General features: G+C 37.5%; 24 protein-coding genes. 7 read left to right on the top strand and 17 right to left on the bottom strand.

Translation table 11 applies throughout. From position 1 onward, the window contains the following. Positions 1-53 precede the first annotated feature (53 nt). The 3 genes from NML76_RS04205 (at position 54) to NML76_RS04195 (ending at position 3,109) form a co-directional block, all read left to right on the top strand. On the top strand, positions 54-563 hold the full coding sequence (locus NML76_RS04205; RefSeq protein WP_255309074.1) for a DUF536 domain-containing protein: 510 nt from the start codon (positions 54-56) through the stop codon (positions 561-563). 53 nt (positions 564-616) lie between these two features. After that, a complete protein-coding gene (locus NML76_RS04200) occupies positions 617-1,210 on the top strand; it encodes a 3'-5' exonuclease (RefSeq protein ID WP_251457495.1) in 594 nt (197 codons plus the stop codon). 324 nt (positions 1,211-1,534) lie between these two features. Next, positions 1,535-3,109, top strand: coding sequence for an ABC transporter ATP-binding protein (locus NML76_RS04195; RefSeq protein WP_251457498.1), 1,575 nt, complete (start codon positions 1,535-1,537; stop codon positions 3,107-3,109). Between the two features lie 292 nt (positions 3,110-3,401). Here NML76_RS04195 and NML76_RS04190 read toward each other — a convergent pair whose 3' ends face one another. The 17 genes from NML76_RS04190 to NML76_RS04110 form a co-directional block, all read right to left on the bottom strand. Further along, the gene (locus NML76_RS04190) at positions 3,402-3,701 is read right to left on the bottom strand and encodes a YbaB/EbfC family nucleoid-associated protein (protein ID WP_003005613.1); all 300 of its coding nucleotides are present in this window, start codon (positions 3,699-3,701) and stop codon (positions 3,402-3,404) included. A gap of 78 nt (positions 3,702-3,779) precedes the next feature. Continuing rightward, positions 3,780-4,931 carry a site-specific integrase gene (locus NML76_RS04185; RefSeq protein ID WP_254732758.1) on the bottom strand — a complete coding sequence of 384 codons (1,152 nt, stop codon included), beginning with the start codon at positions 4,929-4,931 and terminating at the stop codon, positions 3,780-3,782. Between the two features lies 1 nt (position 4,932). Then, positions 4,933-5,181: a DUF3173 family protein gene (locus NML76_RS04180; RefSeq protein ID WP_003005186.1), complete on the bottom strand. Its 249-nt coding sequence runs from the start codon at positions 5,179-5,181 to the stop codon at positions 4,933-4,935. A 16-nt stretch (positions 5,182-5,197) separates the two neighbouring features. Next, on the bottom strand, positions 5,198-6,310 hold the full coding sequence (locus NML76_RS04175) for a CHAP domain-containing protein (protein ID WP_254732756.1): 1,113 nt from the start codon (positions 6,308-6,310) through the stop codon (positions 5,198-5,200). A gap of 16 nt (positions 6,311-6,326) precedes the next feature. Further along, positions 6,327-6,551, bottom strand: coding sequence for a hypothetical protein (locus NML76_RS04170; RefSeq protein WP_006149326.1), 225 nt, complete (start codon positions 6,549-6,551; stop codon positions 6,327-6,329). A 1-nt stretch (position 6,552) separates the two neighbouring features. Then, positions 6,553-8,439 carry a conjugal transfer protein gene (locus NML76_RS04165; protein WP_254732754.1) on the bottom strand — a complete coding sequence of 629 codons (1,887 nt, stop codon included), beginning with the start codon at positions 8,437-8,439 and terminating at the stop codon, positions 6,553-6,555. An 11-nt stretch (positions 8,440-8,450) separates the two neighbouring features. After that, on the bottom strand, positions 8,451-10,955 hold the full coding sequence (locus NML76_RS04160; RefSeq protein WP_254732752.1) for an ATP-binding protein: 2,505 nt from the start codon (positions 10,953-10,955) through the stop codon (positions 8,451-8,453). A 13-nt stretch (positions 10,956-10,968) separates the two neighbouring features. Further along, complete coding sequence (locus NML76_RS04155) at positions 10,969-11,379, bottom strand: conjugal transfer protein (RefSeq protein ID WP_006149323.1); 411 nt, start codon at positions 11,377-11,379, stop codon at positions 10,969-10,971. A 2-nt stretch (positions 11,380-11,381) separates the two neighbouring features. Next, the gene (locus tag NML76_RS04150) at positions 11,382-11,606 is read right to left on the bottom strand and encodes a TcpD family membrane protein (RefSeq protein ID WP_003005585.1); all 225 of its coding nucleotides are present in this window, start codon (positions 11,604-11,606) and stop codon (positions 11,382-11,384) included. Between the two features lie 9 nt (positions 11,607-11,615). Beyond that, on the bottom strand, positions 11,616-12,611 hold the full coding sequence (locus tag NML76_RS04145; protein WP_254732750.1) for a conjugal transfer protein: 996 nt from the start codon (positions 12,609-12,611) through the stop codon (positions 11,616-11,618). 11 nt (positions 12,612-12,622) lie between these two features. Beyond that, entirely contained in the window at positions 12,623-13,180 is a 558-nt protein-coding gene (locus NML76_RS04140; RefSeq protein WP_049522778.1) for a conjugal transfer protein, read from the bottom strand. A gap of 1 nt (position 13,181) precedes the next feature. Then, positions 13,182-13,415, bottom strand: coding sequence for a hypothetical protein (locus NML76_RS04135; protein WP_000456042.1), 234 nt, complete (start codon positions 13,413-13,415; stop codon positions 13,182-13,184). 14 nt (positions 13,416-13,429) lie between these two features. Further along, entirely contained in the window at positions 13,430-14,662 is a 1,233-nt protein-coding gene (locus tag NML76_RS04130) for a replication initiation factor domain-containing protein (protein WP_254732748.1), read from the bottom strand. 207 nt (positions 14,663-14,869) lie between these two features. Further along, positions 14,870-16,558 carry an FtsK/SpoIIIE domain-containing protein gene (locus tag NML76_RS04125; protein WP_254732746.1) on the bottom strand — a complete coding sequence of 563 codons (1,689 nt, stop codon included), beginning with the start codon at positions 16,556-16,558 and terminating at the stop codon, positions 14,870-14,872. Positions 16,559-16,571: 13 nt separating this feature from the next. Continuing rightward, on the bottom strand, positions 16,572-17,033 hold the full coding sequence (locus NML76_RS04120) for a hypothetical protein (protein WP_006149314.1): 462 nt from the start codon (positions 17,031-17,033) through the stop codon (positions 16,572-16,574). 21 nt (positions 17,034-17,054) lie between these two features. Continuing rightward, positions 17,055-17,351, bottom strand: coding sequence for a cytoplasmic protein (locus NML76_RS04115; RefSeq protein ID WP_254732744.1), 297 nt, complete (start codon positions 17,349-17,351; stop codon positions 17,055-17,057). Between the two features lie 34 nt (positions 17,352-17,385). Then, positions 17,386-17,568 (bottom strand): hypothetical protein, encoded by a 183-nt coding sequence (locus NML76_RS04110; RefSeq protein ID WP_006149311.1) that lies wholly within the window; start codon positions 17,566-17,568, stop codon positions 17,386-17,388. A 652-nt stretch (positions 17,569-18,220) separates the two neighbouring features. Here NML76_RS04110 and NML76_RS04105 point away from each other — a divergent pair. From NML76_RS04105 to NML76_RS04090, 4 genes are all read left to right on the top strand, one after another. After that, the gene (locus NML76_RS04105; RefSeq protein WP_215194940.1) at positions 18,221-18,562 is read left to right on the top strand and encodes a helix-turn-helix domain-containing protein; all 342 of its coding nucleotides are present in this window, start codon (positions 18,221-18,223) and stop codon (positions 18,560-18,562) included. A 6-nt stretch (positions 18,563-18,568) separates the two neighbouring features. After that, a complete protein-coding gene (locus NML76_RS04100) occupies positions 18,569-20,170 on the top strand; it encodes a Rib/alpha-like domain-containing protein (protein ID WP_215194939.1) in 1,602 nt (533 codons plus the stop codon). 85 nt (positions 20,171-20,255) lie between these two features. After that, complete coding sequence (locus NML76_RS04095; protein ID WP_215194938.1) at positions 20,256-21,116, top strand: ImmA/IrrE family metallo-endopeptidase; 861 nt, start codon at positions 20,256-20,258, stop codon at positions 21,114-21,116. Between the two features lie 8 nt (positions 21,117-21,124). Further along, positions 21,125-21,811, top strand: coding sequence for an XRE family transcriptional regulator (locus NML76_RS04090; protein ID WP_215194937.1), 687 nt, complete (start codon positions 21,125-21,127; stop codon positions 21,809-21,811). Positions 21,812-22,174 lie beyond the last annotated feature (363 nt).

Here is a 22,174-nt window from a genome sequence, read left to right as displayed (position 1 = left end):
TGACAGCTTAGCCTACTTATGTTACTATCTAATAGAGTATTTCATAGAAAAAGATATTAGAGGAAGTTATGGCGATTGAAAAAACTGTCAGCGAAATTGCTGAAATTTTAGGAGTCAGCCGCCAGGCGGTCAATAACCGTGTCAAGGCGCTGGCTCCAGAAGATACCCAAAAAAACGAAAAAGGGGTTACCGTTGTAACCCGTAGTGGCTTGATTAAGCTCGAAGAAATCTACAAAAAAACTATTTTTGAAGATGAGCCAGTCAGCGATGATGTGAAGCAACGCGAATTGATGGAAATTTTGGTAGATGAAAAAAATGCTGAAATCGTCCGTCTCTACGAGCAACTCAAAGCCAAAGACGAGCAACTCGCTAAGAAAGATGAACAGTTGCGCGTGAAAGACGTTCAAATTGCTGAAAAAGACAAGCAATTGGACCAACAACAACAATTGACTTTACAAGCAATGAACGACCGCGATACCTTGAAACTTGAACTCGAACAAGCCAACGAAAAAGTTCAAGAGCAAGAAAGCAAAGGTTTCTGGGCACGCGTTTTCCGTCGATAATCCGGGGCTGGATCCTACCAGTCCCTTTTCTTTTCTACCACAGGAGATTTCCCATGAAAGCATTAGAAGATTATATCGCCTTTGATCTCGAATTTAACCAATACGAAGGCGCCTATCAGATCATCCAGGTGTCTGCCGTACGTTTTACGAACGGTAAAGAAGTCGATCACTACGACTCCTACGTCTACACCGATAAGCCCCTAAAAAGCTTTATTAACGGCCTGACTGGCATTACCCAGGACAAGATCCAAAATGCCCCACAACTAGAACAGGTCCTCAGCGAATTCAAGGCCTTTGTAGGAGACCGGCCCTTGATCGGATACAATGCCAAAAAGAGCGACCTACCCATCCTACTTGAAAATGGCTTGGATCTAGAAGACCAGTACGCTGTCGATGTCTTTGACGAGGCTTTCGAACGTCGTCCATCTGACCTCCACGGCATTAAAAATCTCCAACTCCACACCGTTGCAGAATTTTTGGGAGTTGCAGGAAAATCACACGATAGCTTAGAGGATGCCCGCATGACAGCCCTTGTCTACCAACAATTCCTCGAATTTGATCAAGGCCGCACCCTCCTTGAAGAGCAAGAGAACTTCTTCACCAACCCCTTCGGAGGCTTGGACTTATCCGGATTTTTTGATGAATAAAAAAAGGCTCAAAACTGAGCAGTACTCCTAGAGTTAGATGTTTTCATATCTTTCTTTGGGGGTGCTTTTTATTTCATTTCTGTAAAGATTGACTAAAGCAAATTTTCATCCGACAGACAAGTAGAGCATATTCAAAGTCTTAACTTAAAATATTAGTTATTAAAGATTTAATCATTTCTAATTTTTTGAATATTCATTGACCAGACTTATTCTTAGATGTATAATGAGCATGTAAAATATATCACAAAGAATAATATGTAATAAGATTTAATGATTACATCTGATATTTCTCAACCATAGGGTTCTATTTTCTAGGAGAGATTTATGATTAATATCTTTAAATATCTTGATAAAAAAACAAAATACCTAACCATTATTGGAGCACTGGCAAATGGGGGTCTCGCATTAGGGCAACCTTTGGTTGTTGCCAAAGCACTATCGATAGATCAAAATAACCTTACCTATTCCTCTATTTGGAAATTTGCCCTCTTTGGTTTTTCTGTCTATTTCGCTTTGTATAGTCTTATGTTATTTTGTAATCATGCAAATAATGTCTTTCGACGTGAAATTCACATGAATATCCGAATGGCATTATTTCATAAGTTAATGGAAGACAGAGAATATAGTGAAGATGAAAAGATTACCATGCTGACACAGGATATGGAATTTCTAGGAGATAACTTTTTTGAACGCTATATGTCTATTTCATGCTGGGGATTTGGAGCACTGATTACGGCGATCTATATTATTACCCAAAATGTTTTATTGGGTTCTATCTTTGTTTTCTTCACGATCTTACGTCCCATTCCACAATTCTTGATGAATAATAAGCTAAAGAATTCAGGGGATGAAATGTCTCAGGGAAGAACAGCTGTTCATAACCAAATCTCTGATAGCATTCGAGGAGCTCAAACCTTGCGAATGAATCAAGCCTTGCCTGAAAATTCTCAACGCGTTTGGAATATCAACCTACGTTATCAGCGAGCCATTCAAAAGTTTGTTTTTACCCATAATATTGTTTTCTTTTGTAATGGTTTTATGGTCTTTCTGAGCCAAGTACTCCCCTTGGTATTAGGGTTCTTCCTTGCTATGCAGGGTCATCATGTTTCAGTGGCTAGCCTGGTTGCTATGTATATTGCTGCTGGTCAACTGGTAGGACCTATCCAAAATATCATGTATGATGTGGTTGAAGTACAAGGAGCCAAAACAACGGCAGAAAAGATTTTCGGAATTTTAAATCGAGCAGATGATAGTGAAACGAACAATCATTCGATCTCTCAAGTAGAAGAACTAGAAATTTCTCATTTAAGTAAATCTTATAATGGTAGAGAGATTATTCGCGATCTTAATCTAGCCATTCGACAAGGCGAAAAAGTCCTCATCAAAGGGCCAAGTGGCTGTGGGAAATCAACCCTCTTTCGAATGATCACAGGAGAAGAAAAGCCGGATGCCGGAATGATTACTTGTCGTACAAGGGATGGAGTTAAAACAAGTCACTTTGTTCGTCAGGTAGGCATTATCAGCCAGCATCCTTTCCTCTTTAATGATACTATTCGCTACAATCTCAGTTTGGGACAAGAGTTTTCAGATCAAGAATTAGAGACTGTTTTAAGACAAGTCAAACTCGACCATGAATTAACTGATGGGCTTGATTTTGTAATCACTAATAACGGAGAAAATATTTCAGGCGGACAACGTGTCCGAATTGAACTAGCCCGCTTCCTACTTCGTAAAAAGGATATTTTATTAGCAGATGAGGTAACTGCAGCTCTTGATTCAGAAAATAGCCAGATGGTTCGAGACTTGATTTTCTCACTACCGATGATGGTGTTAGAAATCGCTCACCATATTGATAATGAAAGTCGATACGATCAAGTCATTGAATTAAGAAAAGAATAAAATTGCTGACATAAACCTAAAAATATATCGTTAGTGTTTCAAAGAAAGAAAATACTAAAACTTTCCGCCGTGAGAAAAGTGCCTGAAACAATAACGTTTCAGGCACTCGGAATTATTGAGACCTTAGGCTCAATAATTAGTCTTGGAACTTCCTGGATTGCTGAAATCATCCACTGGATAATTTCACCTAACGTCCGTACTCACCCAAGGAAAGTTTTTAATATGACTTCGTCTTCAATCTGAAAAAGGCTCAAAACTGAGCCTCTTTTGAGTTAATGAAAACTTCCTTAGCTTAAAATGGTAATTTCCCTGCGAAAGCACCGAGTTTTTTCTTAGTTGCCGCATCAATTTCTTCAATGGCAGCATTGATGGCTTGAACCGTCATATCAGAAAGCGTTTCTGTATCTTCTGGGTCGACCACTGCGGCGTTGAAATCGATGGAGACAACCTTCTTATCACCTGTAAGAGTTGCAACAACCAAGTCTTGAGCAGATTTCCCTACAAATTGAGTTGCGGCTAATTCCGCTTGGCTTTGCTCCATTTGCTTTTGCAATTTTTGAGCTTGCTTCATCATATTTTGCATATTCATCATAAGATTTTCTATATTCCTTTCGTATCAAGGGTTTAGACCCTGTTGCTTAATTTTTACTGCCCACTTCTGCCCATTTTTTTAAAAATCGTCAAATGCGTTAGCGACTTCTTTTTGTTGTGATGGGAACAAATGTGAGTAGACATTTATTGTTGTATTGATAGAACTATGCCCTAGTCTTTTCATCAGTGTGAAAAAGATGTAATCCTTTCCTTCTCCTCTCCTCAATCCCTGATTTATCAAAAAGGCTACATGTGAATGCCTAAAATCATGGTTTCGAATCAATTTGAAGTCTTCTGGCAATCGTTTCTTGAATGCTGCTCTAAAGTTAGAGACATTTGGAGCAGTCATAGGTTCCCCTGAAAATTGGAAAATCTGCAAATCATCTGTTGAATCAGTTAGCTTAGACAGCCTCTTACTTTGTACTGACTTCCAGGTCTTCAACTCATCCACAAAAGCTTTATGGATATAGATTTCTCTATTTGATTGAGTCGTCTTTACAGATCCAATATGTATTTTCCCATTGCGATAATAGGCTGACTTACGGATTTTAATATATCCCTCGTTAAGAAAAACATCTCTCCAAGTTAAAGCAAGTGCCTCCCCCATACGAATTCCCGTAAACATGAGTACACGATACAGAAGTTTAAAAGGATACTCACTTTCTTCAAAATAAGATTCAAACTCCTTGAATTGTTCAGGAGTATAATAAGACATTTCTTTATGCTTTTCTGGAAGTTTCCGAATAGCATCACATGGATTATCCTGTCTATATCCTTTCGAAATGGCAATATCAAACAACTTATGAACAAAAATCATTTGTTGGTTGATATGCATTGGTGTAAGTGTCCCACCTTTTACACTTGGCTGTTCAATTAGCCAATCTCGATATTTTTTTACATCTTGAATGGTAACTGAAGACATATCAGCATATTCAAAGAATCGCGATACATATTGGGTATAGTATGAGTTCTGGGTATCTACTGTACCTTTTTTATTTCCACGAAGCTCATCTTCTTCTTTTAACATTACATAAAGAGAGGAAATGGTAAGTTTTTTTGTATTCTGTATCTGATTTAGCTTATGGATACGGTAATAAGCCTCATATTCCTCTGCTTCTTTTTTCGTTAAAAAATTAGATTTACGATGTCGTATACGTTTGCCAGTTAAGGAACTTTTACCATCACTAATATCAACTAGCCACAGTCCATCGTCCTGTTTAATTACCGCCATGCTATTTTTCTCCTTCAGTCATGACAGCGCTTTGAAGGTTCCCCTCAATTATATCATTTTTTAATTGTATTTGAAAACCAAGAATGGATTCAACTGTGATAATTGGTACACGTCCAATACGTTTGTTCTTATACCATTCAAATCCTTCTTGTACAAGCTGGCTCTTAGCTTTTCGTATTAATTTACTAGCTTGTGTTTCAGAATATCCAATCAATTCCATTAAATCATTTTTATCCACAACTTGAATCATCTATATCTATTCCTTCCTAATGTCCTAAAACATATGTAAATTGTTTGGCAGTTTCTGCGTCAAAAGTACGGTAACTAATAATTCCTAATCCCTTAACATTACATTCTGAGACGAGAATTGAACCGTCTGATTTGACTTGCTCCACAAATGAAATGTGTCCGTATATTGGATCAGCTCCAGCTTGTCCAGGGCTAAATGAAACTGCAGAGTGTTCTGTTGGAGTATGAGTTGTTGTGAAACCTGGCTTATTCATCCATTGTCCACCATTTCCCATAAATGGATCAAAGTTGACTCCAACTTGTTTTCCACGGTTGAAGACATACCAGGTACATTGTCCCCATGGATAAGTGCTTGTGATGTAGCCAGTAGTGTCAATAGCTGTTGTCAGACTGTAACCTACCGGTATATCATTTGAAGTGACTCCTCCACCATCTCTAGTTTTTCCTGTAGTTTGTTCAGGAGCTTTTGGTGTTCCTCCATGTTCATCAATGAAGGCATCCAGTTTTTGCATGGTTTCTGCACGTCTTTTTCCCGATCCTGTAGTATCTGTGAAATAGACTCCACCATCAGTTGATGGATTGAGTGTTCCATTCGCAAATTTCTTAGCCTTGTCATCTTGAATTTTGAAGGTTTGGTTTTTATTTCCAATGATGGTTTGTTGGGTTAGTCCGACAACAGCAACCTCATCATTGAAATGATTTGCGTATTCTGGATTGGAGTCATAGGCCCCAAAACCAAACATATTAGCTCCAGGATTAGTGGCAACTCCAGCAGTTCCAAGGGAACTTTCATTCAGTGCGATCGCAACGATTCCACGGACATCAAGATTAGATTTAGCTTCCCATTCGAGGAGCTTTTTCCCATTAATTCGGTTCTTATCATAGGAGATTCCTAAAGTATCTAAAAAGCCGTCTAATTGCTCTGCTGTTATACCGAAGCGATGGACAAGTAAGTTATGGGTATAAGGATCTCCATCTGACCAATGATCCGCATAAGTCACTCCATTTTGGGATTGGGGGGAGCCATTCGTTCCACCACCTCCGACAGCCCCCATAAGGATAATGATAATGAGGACTGGTAGAAAGAGAGGAATGAGACTAGCTAATAGAAACCATTTTAGTTTTTTCATCGAATCTCCTTTCTAATCAATGTCTTATATAAGCAGTGAACAAAACAGTCCCAAAACGCCATTTCGCATCTAAAACGACTGAATAGGACTTAGTCTGTAGGATGATTTGGTCTCTTTCTTGTTCTGAGACTGGAAACAAAAGAAGGAAATCGACTGAGCGTTTTCCTTCTTGGTAGGCTTGATAAAGAGTTTCTTCAAGAACTCTTGGAAAAGCAGTTCTTGAGCGTATCTTGGTATTCATATTATTCTCCTCTAAGTTGTTTTAAGCGTTCTGTTAATCGGTCTCTTCGTTCAATATTGGCTCTCAATTTATCATCTCGTGTCATGGTTTTTCTATAAGCACGAGTGAAGGCATTGGATCCTTGGGCTTTGTACATGGCTTGAGGATCTTTATATTCCTCTAATTTGTGCTCAATACTATTAATGCGGAGTTGTTTAAATGGAGAAATCCACTCTTCTTTAAGAGTTTGAAATTCCTCGTTTGAACTTGGTGTTGGCTCTACTGTGATTGGGGATTCCATTGAAGGAGTTGATGGTGTTTTTTCTTCAACTGGTTTAACCCCTTGTGGCGTTGGCTTTATTTTCGGAATGCTTAGTTCTGGAGCATCTGGACTTATTGGAGTCTCAAGTGTTTCTGTTGGGAGCACTTCAATAGGTTGGTGCTCTGTTTCCTTATTGGTAAAGAAAGATCCGACATTTTGGAAGTGACTCTTGGCATTCATCACCATTCCAGCTCCGAAACCAGCACCTGCTAAGGCAAAGTTCCCAAGGTGTTGAGCAGATGAAAGACTTCTCGATGGTACTTGTGAAGCCACCTCTCTGGTCTTTGTGACCCCTTTTTCAACTTTGTTTCCAATATCATTCGCAACCATACGTGCTTTAGATCCAAGAATGAATTGAATCAGTTCAGCTTTGTATTTCCATAGAAGGAAGTATACAAGTCCTTTTGAGACAACTGAAATGAGTAGTTTAAAGACAAGGCCAAAGATAATCAAAGACGGAAGTGTTTTAAGGATGCCATCAAAACCTGTAATGACAATGTTTTCGATCATTTTTTCAATATAGAATACTAAAAGCGTTAATAAACTCGTGATAGCTGGAAAAAGCAGCCCACCAAACATGACTTTCAGAACTCCAAAAATCAAATCTTGCATTCTTGGTACGAAGGACATCAATAGCACAATTGGAAAGAGCAGGATCATCATCAGAACGAGTGTCTGAGCAATGACATTTAACATCTGAATCAAGATAACGGGGATCGCTAATACAAAGGCTTCACAGATTTTGAAGATCACATAAAACATACGAGTAAAGATGAAATCTGGCATTGCCGAAACCCAACGGTTCTTTTCACCATCATCATTGGCTCCATTTCCTAGTTCATCTAGATATTTATTGCGATCTTTAGACTTAACTGCTTTAAAGTTTCCATTCTTATCGCCTGTTCCTAATACCTTACTATCGTCAAAAGTTTCTTGTTTCCCATCTTGACTGTTCTTGTATTTTCCATTTTCTTGACCTGTATTGACAAAGACGTAGGCTTTATAAGAGGTTTCCGCAATATAGCTATCTGCCATGGAATCACCAATTTTAATGGATTTATTATTGCCATATTCCACCTTGATATTCGTGATGTTTTTAGTGACATCTTTAGAAACGTTATTGATGGTATCAAGCAGATAAAGGCCACCAGACGTCCCTGCGATGGTTCCAAAATAACCAAAGCCAAGGATGAGTACCAGAAAAACATGAAGTAGAGTCCTTGAAAAAGCTCCTTTCGAAAAGAAAAACTGGTAAAAGAGATAGAAAGCTAGGATTAGAAGCAACATTGAAACGAGAGATTGCTTGGAAACTCCACTTCCATTTGAACCGATAAATCCTTTCCAGATATTCATCGCTCCATTAAATACATAGTTCTTATAGCTAGAGTAGAGATCAATTTTTTCAAGAATTCGAATCAGCAAAGAAAAGAAGCCCACCACTGCGTTTAGAATGAAAAAGAAGAAGTTGACGAAAAGCTCATTAATCAGAACCCAAGCCCCGTTAAAGGAAGCGAATCCAGTAGGCTCCATATAGGACTTGAGAGAGAAGATATCGACTCCTCTTAGTTTGTCAAAAGCTTCTTGCATGGATTCACCTCCTAACTAGCGTATTTATTTTCAAGACTTGATGATACCGTAGCTTTCATTGGTTTTAGAAGCATATCAATATCTTCAAAGATGTTGTGTACGGAAATCATGTTGAGATTGCCATACACGTCATAGTACAGGCATTGGCCAGAGATCATATTGTCAATCCATTCGAGATTGCTTTCAGTGACTTCTAGATTGACGTGTCTTAAGATATCTTCCCGTTCAGACTTTTCATAAAAGGCAAAGATGGTCCCAAACCCCGTTGTATCATCGTCGTTTTCTGCATCATGTACAGATTGAGTAATCAATGCCAAGGTATTGTTTTTGGAGCGTCCAATCCGACGCATATTTTTGATAACGGCTTTTCCTTCTGCGGACTTCATAAGAATCCAAGCTTCGTCAAAGAACTCAATGGTGTCTTCATTTTCATTTCGTTCTCCAAAGTGGGTACAGAAGGCACCAAGCGCAAACATGAGGGCAATAGAATTGCGTTCATGATCTGAAATTTTTGTGGAATCGTCCTTTGGTAGTTTGAGGTTATTGACCTCTAGAATGGTCACTCGTGATTCATAGTTAAGTCCTTGAGTGGTACCATCTGAAAAGGCTAGTTCCAAGATAGAGTTTGTGACAATTGAGGTCAGGTAACGTCCAACCGATGCAATTTCAGAGGAAGTGGAGTCTCTAAGTACTTTTAGGACGTGTTTAAAGCCGACTTTCTCACCAGCGACTCGTTTCTCTACAATCGCATTAATAGCTTCTGTAATCGCTGTTTTCTGGTCCATTGTGACATCATCTACGGCTTGTAGTAGAAACTCAAGCATATTTTTTGCGACCTCTACAGCTTGTTCTTTATCTAGTACGACAATAGGATCTAAAACTCCGTGGTTAGATGGAAGCGAGCTATCCAGTGTCACAAAGTTAAAGTTCTCAATCTGTCTCTTTCGTTCAGGGTAGAGTCGTGCGAATTCAGGTGAGTTGATCACTTCTTGATAGTGATTTCTAAGTTCACGTTTAGGGTCGATATAAAGTGTTTTGACATTCTGCAAAGCCACACTTAAAAAAATGATCTGTGCAAGGAAGGATTTTCCTTGACCTGTTGCCCCCGTGATGATGATGTGTGGGTTCTTGGTAATCTTTCCAGCGATATCTTCTTTATTTCCGACTGTCGCATTATAGAGGACAATGTTCTTTGAAGAATCGATGGCTTTCGCAATGTTATCCCAACGTCCTGTCCAGTTGTCTACTCGGCCGATATACCAACCGATACGGTTTCCAGAAGAAGTATTGGTGAAGGGCATGAGTTCTGAAAATCCACGAGCTGTGACCATATGTGTCCAGGTGCGAGTTTTCTTTTGAAGATTTTCTCCATAGAGTAGAGCTTGAAAGAGATAAGGTCCGTCTTGAGAGGCTTCGCTAATTTCGACTCCCATATCGTCAAAGTAGTTTAAAACCACTTGCCGTCTTTGACGAAGCTGATTGACACTAGAAGCAGAGACGATAAGATAGGCTCCATATTCTATGATGTCTTCCTTGTTTCCGACTTTCTTCATTAAGTCTTTTAAGGAGATGGATCCCATAATGATCTCGTCTTGTTGGACAGTATCGGTATTTTCTGCCTCCTCCATGATGTTTCTGTAACGTGTATTTGACCGTCCCATTCGACCCTTGATTTTACCAGTATCAATGAACTCCGCTTTGATTCGTAGTTCTACGGGAAAATTCAAACGTTGGATAAATTCACCTAGGTGAAAGCCATTGAATTGAACAGGAAATTTACCTACAGGAAGAATAGTCACAAAGGAAGATCCATAAGGGCTTTCTAGCTTGAGGAAGCCGCCTTTTAAGACTTTGATTAAGGTATCAGTGATATTGAATTGAGCACGATTGGCCAGTACCTCCTTCTTGTAGTGAGGGATATAGCGGAGGTATTGCATCCGCTGGTAATAAAAGAGTTCTTCATTGGATAACCGTTTTGCCCGAAGGACGGAGAAGGCTTGGAAAATAGTGAATTCATCACTTTTATAGTCTTCATACCAAGTGGGACTTAATTCATATTCATAGCCAAGACCCTTTGCGATCTTTTCTGTGAACTCATTAAAGCTCTCATAGGCTAAATCTTTGACGGTAGCTCCATGATTTTGTTTGCGTAAGGTCACGCCCACGACCCAGTCAAACTGATAAGGGATCTCCATTTCATCTGTTAGACGATCCACTGTGTAGAGAAGAAGTTCTTCTCCTAGTTCACGACTATCATCTGCGAGAGCATCTGAAAAGTCCCGCATTTTCTCTTCTAAGAGATAGTCTTTAGGGATTAGAGATATTTCAAAGAACTTGTTTTTCTGGAGCTTTTTCATCATTTGAGCAACAGTGATTTTATGTTTACCCTTTTTCTCATCATCTGTAATGGTGATGGGAGTGTTAGGAATACGATAATACGCAACAACAGTTTGATCTTTTTTGAGAGCTAGATTTTCATGTGTTTCCCTAATAGGATAAGTTAAAGTAATACTCATAGGTCCTCCTTTTCTATAGATTTGTTTTTTCAAAGACAATTTCTTCTACAGGCTCTATTCGATCTTCATGGTAGATAGCTTTTTTGTTTAGCTTAAAGTCCCAGAAGTAAATCAGGTAATCTCCAATAAAGACGTGCATCTTTTTACCGTGAGGCTCGTACTCAGTATAGAACTTGGCCAATTTGTAAGGGAGATACCAATAGAGCAAGAGAGAAATTGAGTGAGTGATTTTTGCGAGTGGCACAAAGATAAATCCTCCAAAGAGTAACATGGCCACAAAGACGATGATAAAAACAATGAAAAAGGACAACTGCATCGGTGTCGCAAAGTACCATAGTCGAGTGCCCTTTTTTGTCTTGATTTCTTGGATCCAATAAGGAGCATTTAAACCCTTACTGTAATCATACAGTCTTTCTTCATTCATACTTAAAGTCCTGATTCAATACCGAAGAGTCGCAGGAACCAGCCGACTGCTTTTAGGATATCTTGTCCTTTCGCAATAGAAACAATAACGGCATAGAAACCAACGACAGAGAAGAGTTGAAGCCAAGAGCTGTTTCGCCAAGCCTTGATCGCTAAGAGCACGGCAATGGCTGTCAGGATCCAAATTCCATCGCCCTGGAGGAAGGTTCGTAGATTGTCTGTATTCATAGAGTTCTCCTATTCTTTATCATTTGCATAATTCAGTGGAATTGTGTGCTCTAGTTTTGTGACATAGTAGGTCTTTTCTTTTTCTGAGAGAGTAAAGGTGAAGTTTTCCGAGTGAGTGGTTCCCCCGACCTCAAAGGTTGCTTGGACATAAGCGATTAGATTCTGACCATCTTTTTTAAGATAGGTATAATCAATCGTTTTGAAGGTGGTATTGGCTATAATATCTACATCCTTAGCAATCAGATTGAGGTTGTCTTGGTTAGTAGTATAGTTGGTAAAGAAGACTTTGAGGAACTTTTCAACCTTCTTACGCTGACCATCTGAAAAGTGATCATTAGCGGTTAGTTGTAGCTGATCGTCTTCGCTAAAGTGGCCAGCTTGTGAAGATTCAATAGCAGAGAACCAAGGAAGGCCGGAGATATAGTATTTCCCATCTTTTTCATCAAATGGAATATTGAAACCTGTCACAATTTCTTTTTCTTCTGTGTTATTATCCCGACGGATAATTTCCTTGTATTTAATCTTATAGGTCGCAACTTTCCCTTCTACAGTCACTAACTGAGAATAGAGGAGTTCACTAGGATTTCGAACTTGACCTTGGGCTTTCACATCAGGAATGAAGTTGTAAAAGCTATTTAGGTAGTCTACTTGAGCTTGTTGTTTATCTCCTTCTTGTGGAAGAGTGAAATAGGCATAGACGTAGTCATTCAAGTAGTACTGGAGTTTGTAGTCATATTTTCTACTAGACTCCATTGGCTGTGCCTTTTGTTTTTTAGTAGCCTCCACTTGAGCTTGTAGTGCTCCTACTTTATTTGATAGTGTGATAGCACGAATAGATCCCAAGAGACCAACAAAAAGGAGGAAAGAAATTCCTCCTATGACTGCGATATTGACGGTCTTTTTATTGGTGACTTTTAGTTTTGGTGGACCTCCTTTTTTCTCCACCTTTTTAAAGTGTGAGAGGTATTCTTTTGCTTGAAGCAAGTATCGTTTGGCTTTATCCATAGATCCTCCTTTTAGAGAGCAGCAAGTTCAATGAGCTTTGAGCCCTTTGCATAGAGTCGCTTATTGGCTTTTTCGATCTCGCCGTTAATGTAATAGTAGCCTCGCAACTCAGTTTGGAGTTGTTCGATCAAGTCAGGCTTTAGGTCTTTGGCTTCTTCTTTTTTTAGGAGACTATTTAATTCTCCAGCTTTGGTCCAAGCCTCTCTGTGATCTTTCTTTTTAAGTAATTCTCCCAGTTCATTCGTGACTTGAGAGACTTTCTTTTCAAAAATAGTTTTAGTGGCCATTTCAATTTCCTTTCTAAATGTTTCTTGGTTTTCTTTGATGGTCTTTTGAATATAAGCAATCAGTGAGGGGCGCATTTTCTTATTTACGCTCAACACTTGACCATCTAGTGTGAAACAGGCATGTTCATAGTTATAGAACCCTCTACTATCTGGAAGATCTTCTGTGCACCTGCCAGCACATTCGTAGTAGAAGTCCTTGCCTTTTCGTAAGAGGATATACATATTCCAGAATTCGTGTTCTGGAAGAAGCAGAAAGTCTGCTTGATAAATCTTCTTTAACATCTCAAGAAGCCTCAAGCAGATCATCGTATCCTAGAGCTTGGTAGATAAAATCTGAATCAAACCAGAGCCAGTCATTGATTTGTCCTTCTGTTGGCGTATCACCAGAGAAGATATCTTCACAAATGACAGTTAGGGTATCTACTCCACCACGTTCACGGACGGTGTTTAAGGTCGTTAGTCCACCGGACCAGGCTTTAAAGTTTTCTAGTGAATTGATTTGAACTTTGTATTCCATATAGTTTTTCCTTTCTAGTGTTCATAGTGTTTATTGGCTTTGAGAAGTCGTAACATGGCTTTTCCTCGATCAGTAATCTCTCCGCTGTTCTGAATCATCTTCATGTATTCTGTTTGGAGGATCTTGTCTGCTTCAGTGACTAGTGCAAGAGAGTTAGCAACTTGATAGGTAAGCCAGCGAATCGTTCGCTCAATACTGTATGGTTGTGGGTTGGTTGAGAGTTTTAAGGGTTCGACACCCCCAAAGAGCCGTTGCCATTTTTCATCAGGTTTATAGGCTCCGAAACGAGTAACTCCATCATAGACTTGGATTTCTTTATTGACGATACCTCTTGCGATTTCTCCGAGATCTACACCATTGATGTATTCCTCCACAATGCCTTGAGCTTTCTGATCTGAAAAGCGGAGTTCATAGCGATTCCAGATACCAAAAATCTCCAAGGATTCGTCCAAGGAGATGTTTTCCATTCGAGCTATTTCATAGCGCTTTTCATAAAAGTTGAAGTAGAGTTGACTTTGACGACTTCCAAAATAAATGGACAAGCCGTGATTAGCTTCCATGTCTTCATTATCTGTGAAAGATCCACCACCCGTGATATTCCATTTCTTGATCGTATCTAGAACAATTTCTTTGGAATAGAGTTTATCAATCAATTTGGGAATTTGAATTTGTTCGTCCTCGTGACCATAACCCTTATAGAGTTCATCTAAAGCGATATCGAGACGCTTTACCCGAACATCTTCATAGGAATAAAGAATATTTTGAAGAAAGATCTGCCAAGTGATCCCCTTGTCTTCTAGAAGCAATTCCAGCTCACGACATCCTTGACCGGATAGTTGAAGACAAGTTTGGTAGTCATTAGTCACAGACTTATCAAAGAAATCAAAAATCCAGATATTTCCTCGTTGCCACAAGTGGGTATAGTTCATGAGACGGGTTTCTTGGTCTGTAAATTCGCTTAGGTGACAGTGAAGGAAGTTTTCACAGAAAGCGTCTAAATCCTTTAATCTCGGAAAGGTCAATCGTAGATAGTCTATCTGAGCCCGAAGTCTGTTTTTATCGCAGTCTTGATAGTAACCGAGTCTTTCTTTTAGTTCCCTAAACTTATCAATCGTTAGCCCTCTTTCGCCTGTTTCATAAGAGCGGTAGGTTCGTGTAGGAAGATCAACAGCTTGTGCAAATGCTTTTTGACTAAGTCCTGTTTGTTTTCTGAAATTCTTAATATGAAAAGGACTAATTTTGTCCATTCATTGCAACACCTCTTTCTAACGAAGTGACACACTTTTTTGACGAAAGTGACACACTTCATAAAAATTGAAAACCCAACTCCCACAAGGAATGAGGAGGGGTGGACTTGGCGTTTTTGCCAAATGTAACCCCCCTATTAGAAAACGGGGGTTGAAGTTTCATCATGGCCTAGAAACTTCGGGCTACGGTCTGCGCCTGACCTGCGGTCAGGCTTGCCCTTGCCCTTGTCCTAGCCCATGATGAACAATCGTCGCTTCAACTGCTTTTGGATAAGACTTGCGTCCTCCCTCTTCAAATTGAGCGAGGATTTCAAGAAGAAGTTTTTCTTGAAAAGGATCCACTAGAATAGCGGATACAGTCCGTTCAAAGATGATCCCTTGTTCTGTTAAGAGATAGATAATCTTGCGTAAGGTTGGCATTTTAAGATTTTGTTCGTCTGCGAATTCTTTGAGTGGTCTCTTGTTTGATTCGTTTTCTATAGCCTCCTCTTCCTCTATAGGATCAATTGTTTCAACCGTTGGTTTATATTCTTCAAATACTGAGAATTCTTCTCCTTCAAACTCCATGATGGGAATGTTAGAGTAGGCATCATAGAAGGAAAAACCTTGATCAAGCGGTACATAAGGAGAGAAAAATTCCCCAGCCAGCTCACCGTTGTTTGCGATATAGCCCCGTCCTTTGACCTTGACTCCATTAATTTCATCTAGCTTTTTAAACTCTTTGGTTTTATTGGCATCTCCAAACATCATGTCATAGCCTGTTGATTCCAAATGACCGACGGAAAGACGCTTCATAAAGTTATCCCGAAGAGCCGTTTTGATAAATTCTCCATCGGGCCGTTGCATAGCAAAGATGATAAAGATACCAGCTTGACGACCTTCTAGAACTAATTGTGAGAGATATTCCATCAGTTCTGACTGTTGGCTATAGTCACGGTCAATCTTGGCCATAAGAGCTGCCCACTCGTCCACGAGAATGAATTTTGGTTTCATGTCATAGTGAGTAAAGTTCTTTCCAGCTTGAAATTTTGGCGAAGTAGACATCCGTTCATAGCGTTTTTCCATGAACTCTACATTGTCTTTAAAACAGTTAATGATAGCTTCTTTACTTGTATAGACTCGACCATGAAAGACTGGAATTTTTCTTAATCCAGCTAGATCCGAATTCTTTGGATCACAGATATCGACAAAGCCGACTTTAGCTAGTGCATAGATTATGGTCATGAGAACAACGGTTTTCCCTCCACCAGTTCCACCACCGATGAGAAGATGAGGTTCTTCAATATAATCCCAAGATACATCTTTCATGAGCTGGAGTTTTGAGCCCTTGACTTTTACTTCATCGATGGTGATTCGGCTATCAATTCGGTTAATAGCAATTTCATACTTGATAAAGCGATTATCAAAGGTTTTATTACGAAAGTCCCCGTTAAACATGACTTCAAGAGTGGCTCCAAGGTTGAGAAAGCGATCTTGAAATTTATTACCTTCTAGAATGAAACTCACTTCAATCTTGTAGCGAGACTGTTTGATATACACTTGAGGCAAGGCGATTTTTTCAATAATCTTGTTTTCACGCTTGACCTTTTTAACGAGATAGAGGTTATTCTCTAACAAAAAGCGAGAAAGAATTCGAAGGCTGTTGAGTTTTTGAAAAAAGAGCACCTTCCTGTAGCAAATTCGATTGATAAAACAAGCAAGGAGTAAAGAAAAGAAAAGCCCAGCTCCTAGAAAATATCCTTGAGGTAAGGGATGGACTTTTAATTCTTCTAGATGTACGTAGCTGTAATAACTAATAGCCAACAAAAAAGGAAACCACCAGATAAACCATGTGATTCCCTTTAGCTTACGATGAAAAACTCGAACTCTTTTTCCCCGATAGGTAAAGAGTTTCATCCTGCATCACCTCCTAGTTTTCTTTCTTATTTTCTACTGGTTTGTTTTCTTTAGTCGGTGCGCCTCCAGCTTTTTTCTTGATTTTAGAAGCAAAGAGCTTATAGATATCATTACGATTGACGTGGGTATGAGTGATAACAATATCTTCTAGTTCAACTTCTTCTCGGTATTTAATACCCAGGTCTTCAATTTCAGACTCAGACATATCTGCGATGGTGAAAAAGAGGGTTTCGTGCTGGACAGAAGAATGAATCCCTACCACAATCCCACGGATTTCTCCAGTATTGACCTGAACAAATGATCCATCAGGATTACGTTGTGAGCGATCCACTTCAAAGATGATATCAGGGCCTTCAATGCCTCGGAAAGTCAGTTTTCCAAGGACAGCTGGGACATCTAACCCGTCTGTAATGACACGATAGGTCTTGTCAGCAATCTGTAGTTTTTCTCCGTAGTTTAATCCAATTTTAGCCATGTGATTTTCTCCTTTTAATTCTTATTTTTTAAGTACCAATTTTTCCGCAAAGACATTGAGATAAGGTGCAACAGTATTACCATTTAGAGCAGTGTCTGGGAAAAAGATTGGGTTAACCACTTCTACTATAGAATCTTCTGGAATGACCGTTGTAGAGGCTGGTGTAATGACATGAAAGGCACCGTGCTCTGCGCTGTTTAGAATGTGGCGTTGGTATTTGCCTTCTTTTCCAAAAATAAATTTAGGAGCATTTCCCAAACGTTCGTAGTAAGCAGGGCCAACAAATTCTGGTTTCATTTTAAGTGTTTCTGAGATCATAAGATTTTCCTTTCTGAGAGTAAAATAAAAAGAGTTAAGCTAGTTGCTTCACTCTTGAGTAATAGTGGGTAAATAGTTTTCGTTTAAACATACGACTATAGAATTGAATATCCCCATGAGCATAGCCATTTCTACGAGCATCTTGAGCCAGATGGTCTAAATCAATTTGAGCTTGAGCATAGAGTTTAGCTTGAAGTTTATCGGATTCACTAAACATACCATAGGTAAATTCATAGTTATCATAGAGTCGTTTACATTGTAGTGCGAAAAAAGTTTGTCATATTTTTCTCCTTTATTGTAATAAGTAAAAAAGCTACTAAGTGAAAAAAGGAAGAACTTAGTAGCTTGAGAGTAGGTCTATCCTAGTAGATAGACAGCAGTAAAGAAAAGTTATTTGGTTGAAGGATCCCTCCTTCACGGTGGCAACGTTTAGCAAGGTGCTTTGCGTCAATTACCATCGCTTTCCCAGCCAATCTCTTTAGGTAGTCTTGATCATACCCAAGGGATTCTCTTACGCCCTTTGGCGAAGCCAGTTCACTTTACTATTCGGAAAAGTGCTAAAGTCCGAAATGCGTGGAAGCCCACAAATATTTGTTTTCTATCTTCACTTCAACCATAAAACGGACTTGACTTTACCTATCAAATAGATTACAATAAAGGTACGAAGTTTAGTGTAGTTTGATAGTCAGTCCTCTGGTTGTCAGACGCACTTTTTATTTAATTGTCAATGATCGTGATTTAGCCTTGAAGATAAGGTTATTATTTTCAATCGCTATACAACTATCAGTTGTTGGTTATATTATACAACCAATAGTTGTAAATGTCAACGATTTTCTGCAAAATTTTAAAATAATTTTTTGAGGTCACATATGGAATTCGCAGAACGCTTGAAAACACTAAGGAAACAAGTAAAACTAACACAAGCTCAAATAGCTGAAAAACTAAATATCTCCCAACAGGCATATGCTTCATGGGAGCGTGGCGCCAAAAAACCAACACAAGAAAATCTCGTTAAAATTGCACAAATTCTTGATGTATCAATTGATTATCTAGTTGGAAACTCAGAAGAAAAATCAGATGAACTAGATAATATTGAATTGTTATTCCGTATGAACTCAAGAGGTTTAACTGAGAAAGAAAAAGAAATTTTCAAAAAAGAGTTGATCGAATTTATGGAAAAGAGAAAAAAGGCATTTGGCAACAGGGAGTGATATTCTATGCTTGAAAAAATTGACTCAAATTTTATTAGTAGCAAGATTAATAACATAAATGGAGTTTTTCATGTGGAGCTAAAAGATAGTTTTCTCCGTGATGTAGTTGAATTACTCGATGTTTGTAACATCAGAACCAATCTATTCATAGAAAAATATTTAGATTTGATTGTAGACTTAAATCAAGAAATATTAAAAAACCAAGCATTGCCTCCCAAAAAAAGAGAAAAATATCTTGTCTATAAAAAGTATGATAATCGACATAAATTCGAATTAGAAGGAAATACATTCCAATTTGAGTTCAATTTTGACTATAATGAGTTGAAATTGGTGATGTCTCATTTTGACAAATTGAAGAAAAGTAGAGATATTACAGCAAAGTATGATTTGGTCGTTCCTTTACTAATGTGTATACTAGCATTAGTGAATCATAAATATCTTTCATTACTTGTTCTATCTCTAGCACAAATATTTTCTTATTTTTGGTGTAAGTGTTCTTACCAAAATGATACAATAATTTGGGTTAACGAAAATTCAATAGATTTTTTGAGGAAGTTTTATAGAAGTAGAATAATCCCCGCGAAAAATCAATTATATTACTTTCTTAATTGGTTGAATATGTGGCTTTTTGGTCTTATGTTAATAGTTTTTGACCTAAATATATATACAAATGGTATAAGAAAAGTTGTTTCTCCTCATATTCCAAAGTGTATTATTAATTGTATATCAAGTTTCAGTAGTTTCATTAAATCTTTTTGTTCAAAAAATATTATAGACATATATATTTTTTTAAAACCTTTTTTAAAGAGCGGATTAATGATTATAATATTAGGAATAGTTTTATTTCTTATTTTCTATTCTATTAGATATTTATTGAAACTTTTTTCTCTGGATTTGTGGAATGGTTCATTTCTTTCTTTATCAATATTATTAATTGGCTTTGTAAGTAAAAGCGATTGGGCTGTTGTGGTTTTAATAATGGTAATAGTGAATCAGATTTTTTCTAGTGAAATACTCTTCTTATCAACAAAAATTAATTCAGAAAAAGCAAACTTATTAGAAAAGAACCTAAAAACATTTGATGTGAGAAAAAAAGAAATTAGACTCAAATTACAGATTAATTTATTAATTTTATTTTTCTATCTATTTGTTATCGTATTTAATAAGTCAAGATTTTTATATTATTTCTATAGTAATAATAATTCAGCACCAAATGGTATTATAGAGTTGTTTATTACAGGTATAGAACGTTTATTGATATTATTAATGTTGTACTATCTTATTTCTTATCCAAAATTTGGTTTTTCAAAAAGAATGGACAAGATTAAAATCATTATTAATTATGTTGCAGATAAATTATATACAACAGATGATATTCAAGTACCTGAATTTAGAGATAAATTAGAGGTGTATAAAGGAGAAGAAATAGAGCCAAAGGATGTAATAAAAAATTTATATGATCTCCCTGCAGATATAAAGGTAATATGGTTAAATAAACCAGACTGGAGAAAACAGCATAATAACTGTACTGGAGAAGTTTTGGTTATATACCCTAATAGATCAGCCTATTCTCATAGAGTCGATCTTTACCGATTAGAAAAAAATTAGTGGACATCTGTCCACTTTTTTTATACAATATACTCAACCAAAATGGTTTAGTTTTGTAATTTATACTTAAGGGAGGTATCATTCTTTGGATGAATTGTATACAAGAATAAGTAAGTCTACAAAACATGTGTTATATCAGTACATGAAGGATCATGATATTTCGTTACTAAATTATAATTTTAATTACTTCTTTCAACACTGTATTCAGGAATATCAGATTCAAGTGATTAGTCATCATTTTTCAAATCATAAGATTGAAGGATTAACTGTTATTGATGAATTAGGTATTAGTTTTTCTTATGAAAAGGATAATCCAATTGTAAAGCAGAATTTTACTCTGTGTCATGAGCTAGGACATTTTATCCTAGAGCATGAAGGCAATTATTTTACTGAATCTATTGATAATCAGGAGAACCTACTAGAGCGTGAAGCGAATATTTTCTCTGCTGTAGTATTAATGCCTGACATTGTTTTGTTGTCAAAGATTTATTATAGTTGCGACACCTTTCAACACATTCAAAATAGCCTCGATGTCTCAAAACAGGCATTGTTCTTTCGCCTTTTAGATCTTCTTAGAGAATATTATCCTGAAAAAGAAAATACCATTAGGCAGGCTATCGATGCTTATATTGATGGACAAAATGCCACACTACTCCTTTTGTTTCACAGCATCAAAGAACATATTATAAAGGAGTTTAACAACTACCAGACTTCTCTCATCAATAAGATAGAGCTATCTGTGAGCAAAAGAGGTTTTGTAACTAGTCAAGAGTATCCAGAACTTCTAGATCAAGAGAATTGGAAAACAATAAAGACTTGCCGAAAGAATTTAAAAGTATGGCTCATTTATGACAAAGGAAAATCTATAGCTTATGTTTGGGATAAAAATAAGCTAACGGACAAAGAAGCAAAACAAAAAGCTGAATTGAAATTACTATTAATGTGAGGGAAACGATGTATCAGCCAGAAAAATTAAAGGCTCGTAGAAAAGAGCTAAAAATGACTCAAAAGGATATTGCAGATCAGTTGGGAGTCAGCTATCAAGCCTATTCCGCATGGGAGCGTGGAGTAAAACAACCGTCTAGAGAAAAAGTAAAGCTTTTGGAGCAAATTCTAAAAGTGCCAAAAGGTTATTTTACGGAGATAGAAATCGTCAGGATATACAATGCTTTATCAGATGAAGGAAAAGATCAAGCACTTAGTTATGTTAGAAGTCTAGTTCAAAAAGAACAATGTAAGAAAGTTGTTTCGATATCAGAAAAACTATACGAATACCATGTTTACGAAAAAATGTCTGCTGGTATCGGTTCATCGGTTTATAACGATCAGAACTATGATACTGTTTATTTTGATAAAGAACTAGCCCATGATTTCGCCTCATGGATTTCTGGTGACTCAATGGAGCCCAAATATCAAAATGGCTCTGTGGCTCTCATTCGTGAGACAGGATTTGATTATGATGGTGCAGTATATGCAGTAGTCTGTAATAATCAGACATACATTAAAAGAGTTTACCAGGAAGAACAGGGTTTACGGTTAGTTTCTATCAATCCAAAATATCGAGATATTTTTCTTTCGTATGATGAAGATCCTAGAATTGTAGGGATTATTGTAGGGAATTTCTTACCTGTTGAACAGTGATATTGTTAATGTAAAATAATAATAGTGTATTATTTTTTCTAGACAGGGTATAAGTGGAAGAAAAGATGAATAAAATGGAGAAGACTCTAATGGTTCTTCTCCATTTTTTTATCTAATTGGTAATGTTGAAAATCGGAAGTGAAATGATACTTTCAAAGAATTCATTTTGGACACTAGCAAACGAAATAGAGCCCTGATGCAAATCAACAATTTGTTTTGAAATTTTTAGCCCAATTCCAGTCGTTCTAATTTAGGATACTGACTACGTCAGTTCCATTTCAACCTTAAAACAGTGTTTTGAGCAACCTGCGGCTAGTTTACTAGTTTGCTCTTTGATTTTCATTGAGTATAAATAAAAATATG

Source organism: Streptococcus sp. CF8_Ac1-9 (assembly GCF_024295565.1).
GTDB classification, from domain to species: Bacteria; Bacillota; Bacilli; order Lactobacillales; family Streptococcaceae; genus Streptococcus; species Streptococcus parasanguinis_X.
Note: the sequence above shows the minus strand (reverse complement) of the source record. Positions and strands in the feature narration are given on the sequence as shown.

Excerpts from the sequence above, each read along its gene's own strand:
- NML76_RS04180 (WP_003005186.1), bottom strand. The coding sequence starts at position 5,181 with ATGATTCAAGTTGTGGATAAAAATGATTTAATGGAATTGATTGGATAT.
- NML76_RS04195 (WP_251457498.1), top strand. The coding sequence starts at position 1,535 with ATGATTAATATCTTTAAATATCTTGATAAAAAAACAAAATACCTAACC.
- NML76_RS04190 (WP_003005613.1), bottom strand. The coding sequence starts at position 3,701 with ATGATGAATATGCAAAATATGATGAAGCAAGCTCAAAAATTGCAAAAG.
- NML76_RS04185 (WP_254732758.1), bottom strand. The coding sequence starts at position 4,931 with ATGGCGGTAATTAAACAGGACGATGGACTGTGGCTAGTTGATATTAGT.
- NML76_RS04090 (WP_215194937.1), top strand. The coding sequence starts at position 21,125 with ATGTATCAGCCAGAAAAATTAAAGGCTCGTAGAAAAGAGCTAAAAATG.
- NML76_RS04150 (WP_003005585.1), bottom strand. The coding sequence starts at position 11,606 with ATGAATACAGACAATCTACGAACCTTCCTCCAGGGCGATGGAATTTGG.
- NML76_RS04170 (WP_006149326.1), bottom strand. The coding sequence starts at position 6,551 with ATGAATACCAAGATACGCTCAAGAACTGCTTTTCCAAGAGTTCTTGAA.
- NML76_RS04200 (WP_251457495.1), top strand. The coding sequence starts at position 617 with ATGAAAGCATTAGAAGATTATATCGCCTTTGATCTCGAATTTAACCAA.
- NML76_RS04130 (WP_254732748.1), bottom strand. The coding sequence starts at position 14,662 with ATGGACAAAATTAGTCCTTTTCATATTAAGAATTTCAGAAAACAAACA.
- NML76_RS04110 (WP_006149311.1), bottom strand. The coding sequence starts at position 17,568 with ATGTTTAGTGAATCCGATAAACTTCAAGCTAAACTCTATGCTCAAGCT.
- NML76_RS04145 (WP_254732750.1), bottom strand. The coding sequence starts at position 12,611 with ATGGATAAAGCCAAACGATACTTGCTTCAAGCAAAAGAATACCTCTCA.
- NML76_RS04105 (WP_215194940.1), top strand. The coding sequence starts at position 18,221 with ATGGAATTCGCAGAACGCTTGAAAACACTAAGGAAACAAGTAAAACTA.
- NML76_RS04175 (WP_254732756.1), bottom strand. The coding sequence starts at position 6,310 with ATGAAAAAACTAAAATGGTTTCTATTAGCTAGTCTCATTCCTCTCTTT.
- NML76_RS04135 (WP_000456042.1), bottom strand. The coding sequence starts at position 13,415 with ATGGAATACAAAGTTCAAATCAATTCACTAGAAAACTTTAAAGCCTGG.
- NML76_RS04120 (WP_006149314.1), bottom strand. The coding sequence starts at position 17,033 with ATGGCTAAAATTGGATTAAACTACGGAGAAAAACTACAGATTGCTGAC.
- NML76_RS04140 (WP_049522778.1), bottom strand. The coding sequence starts at position 13,180 with ATGTTAAAGAAGATTTATCAAGCAGACTTTCTGCTTCTTCCAGAACAC.
- NML76_RS04100 (WP_215194939.1), top strand. The coding sequence starts at position 18,569 with ATGCTTGAAAAAATTGACTCAAATTTTATTAGTAGCAAGATTAATAAC.
- NML76_RS04165 (WP_254732754.1), bottom strand. The coding sequence starts at position 8,439 with ATGCAAGAAGCTTTTGACAAACTAAGAGGAGTCGATATCTTCTCTCTC.
- NML76_RS04155 (WP_006149323.1), bottom strand. The coding sequence starts at position 11,379 with ATGAATGAAGAAAGACTGTATGATTACAGTAAGGGTTTAAATGCTCCT.
- NML76_RS04160 (WP_254732752.1), bottom strand. The coding sequence starts at position 10,955 with ATGAGTATTACTTTAACTTATCCTATTAGGGAAACACATGAAAATCTA.
- NML76_RS04115 (WP_254732744.1), bottom strand. The coding sequence starts at position 17,351 with ATGATCTCAGAAACACTTAAAATGAAACCAGAATTTGTTGGCCCTGCT.
- NML76_RS04125 (WP_254732746.1), bottom strand. The coding sequence starts at position 16,558 with ATGAAACTCTTTACCTATCGGGGAAAAAGAGTTCGAGTTTTTCATCGT.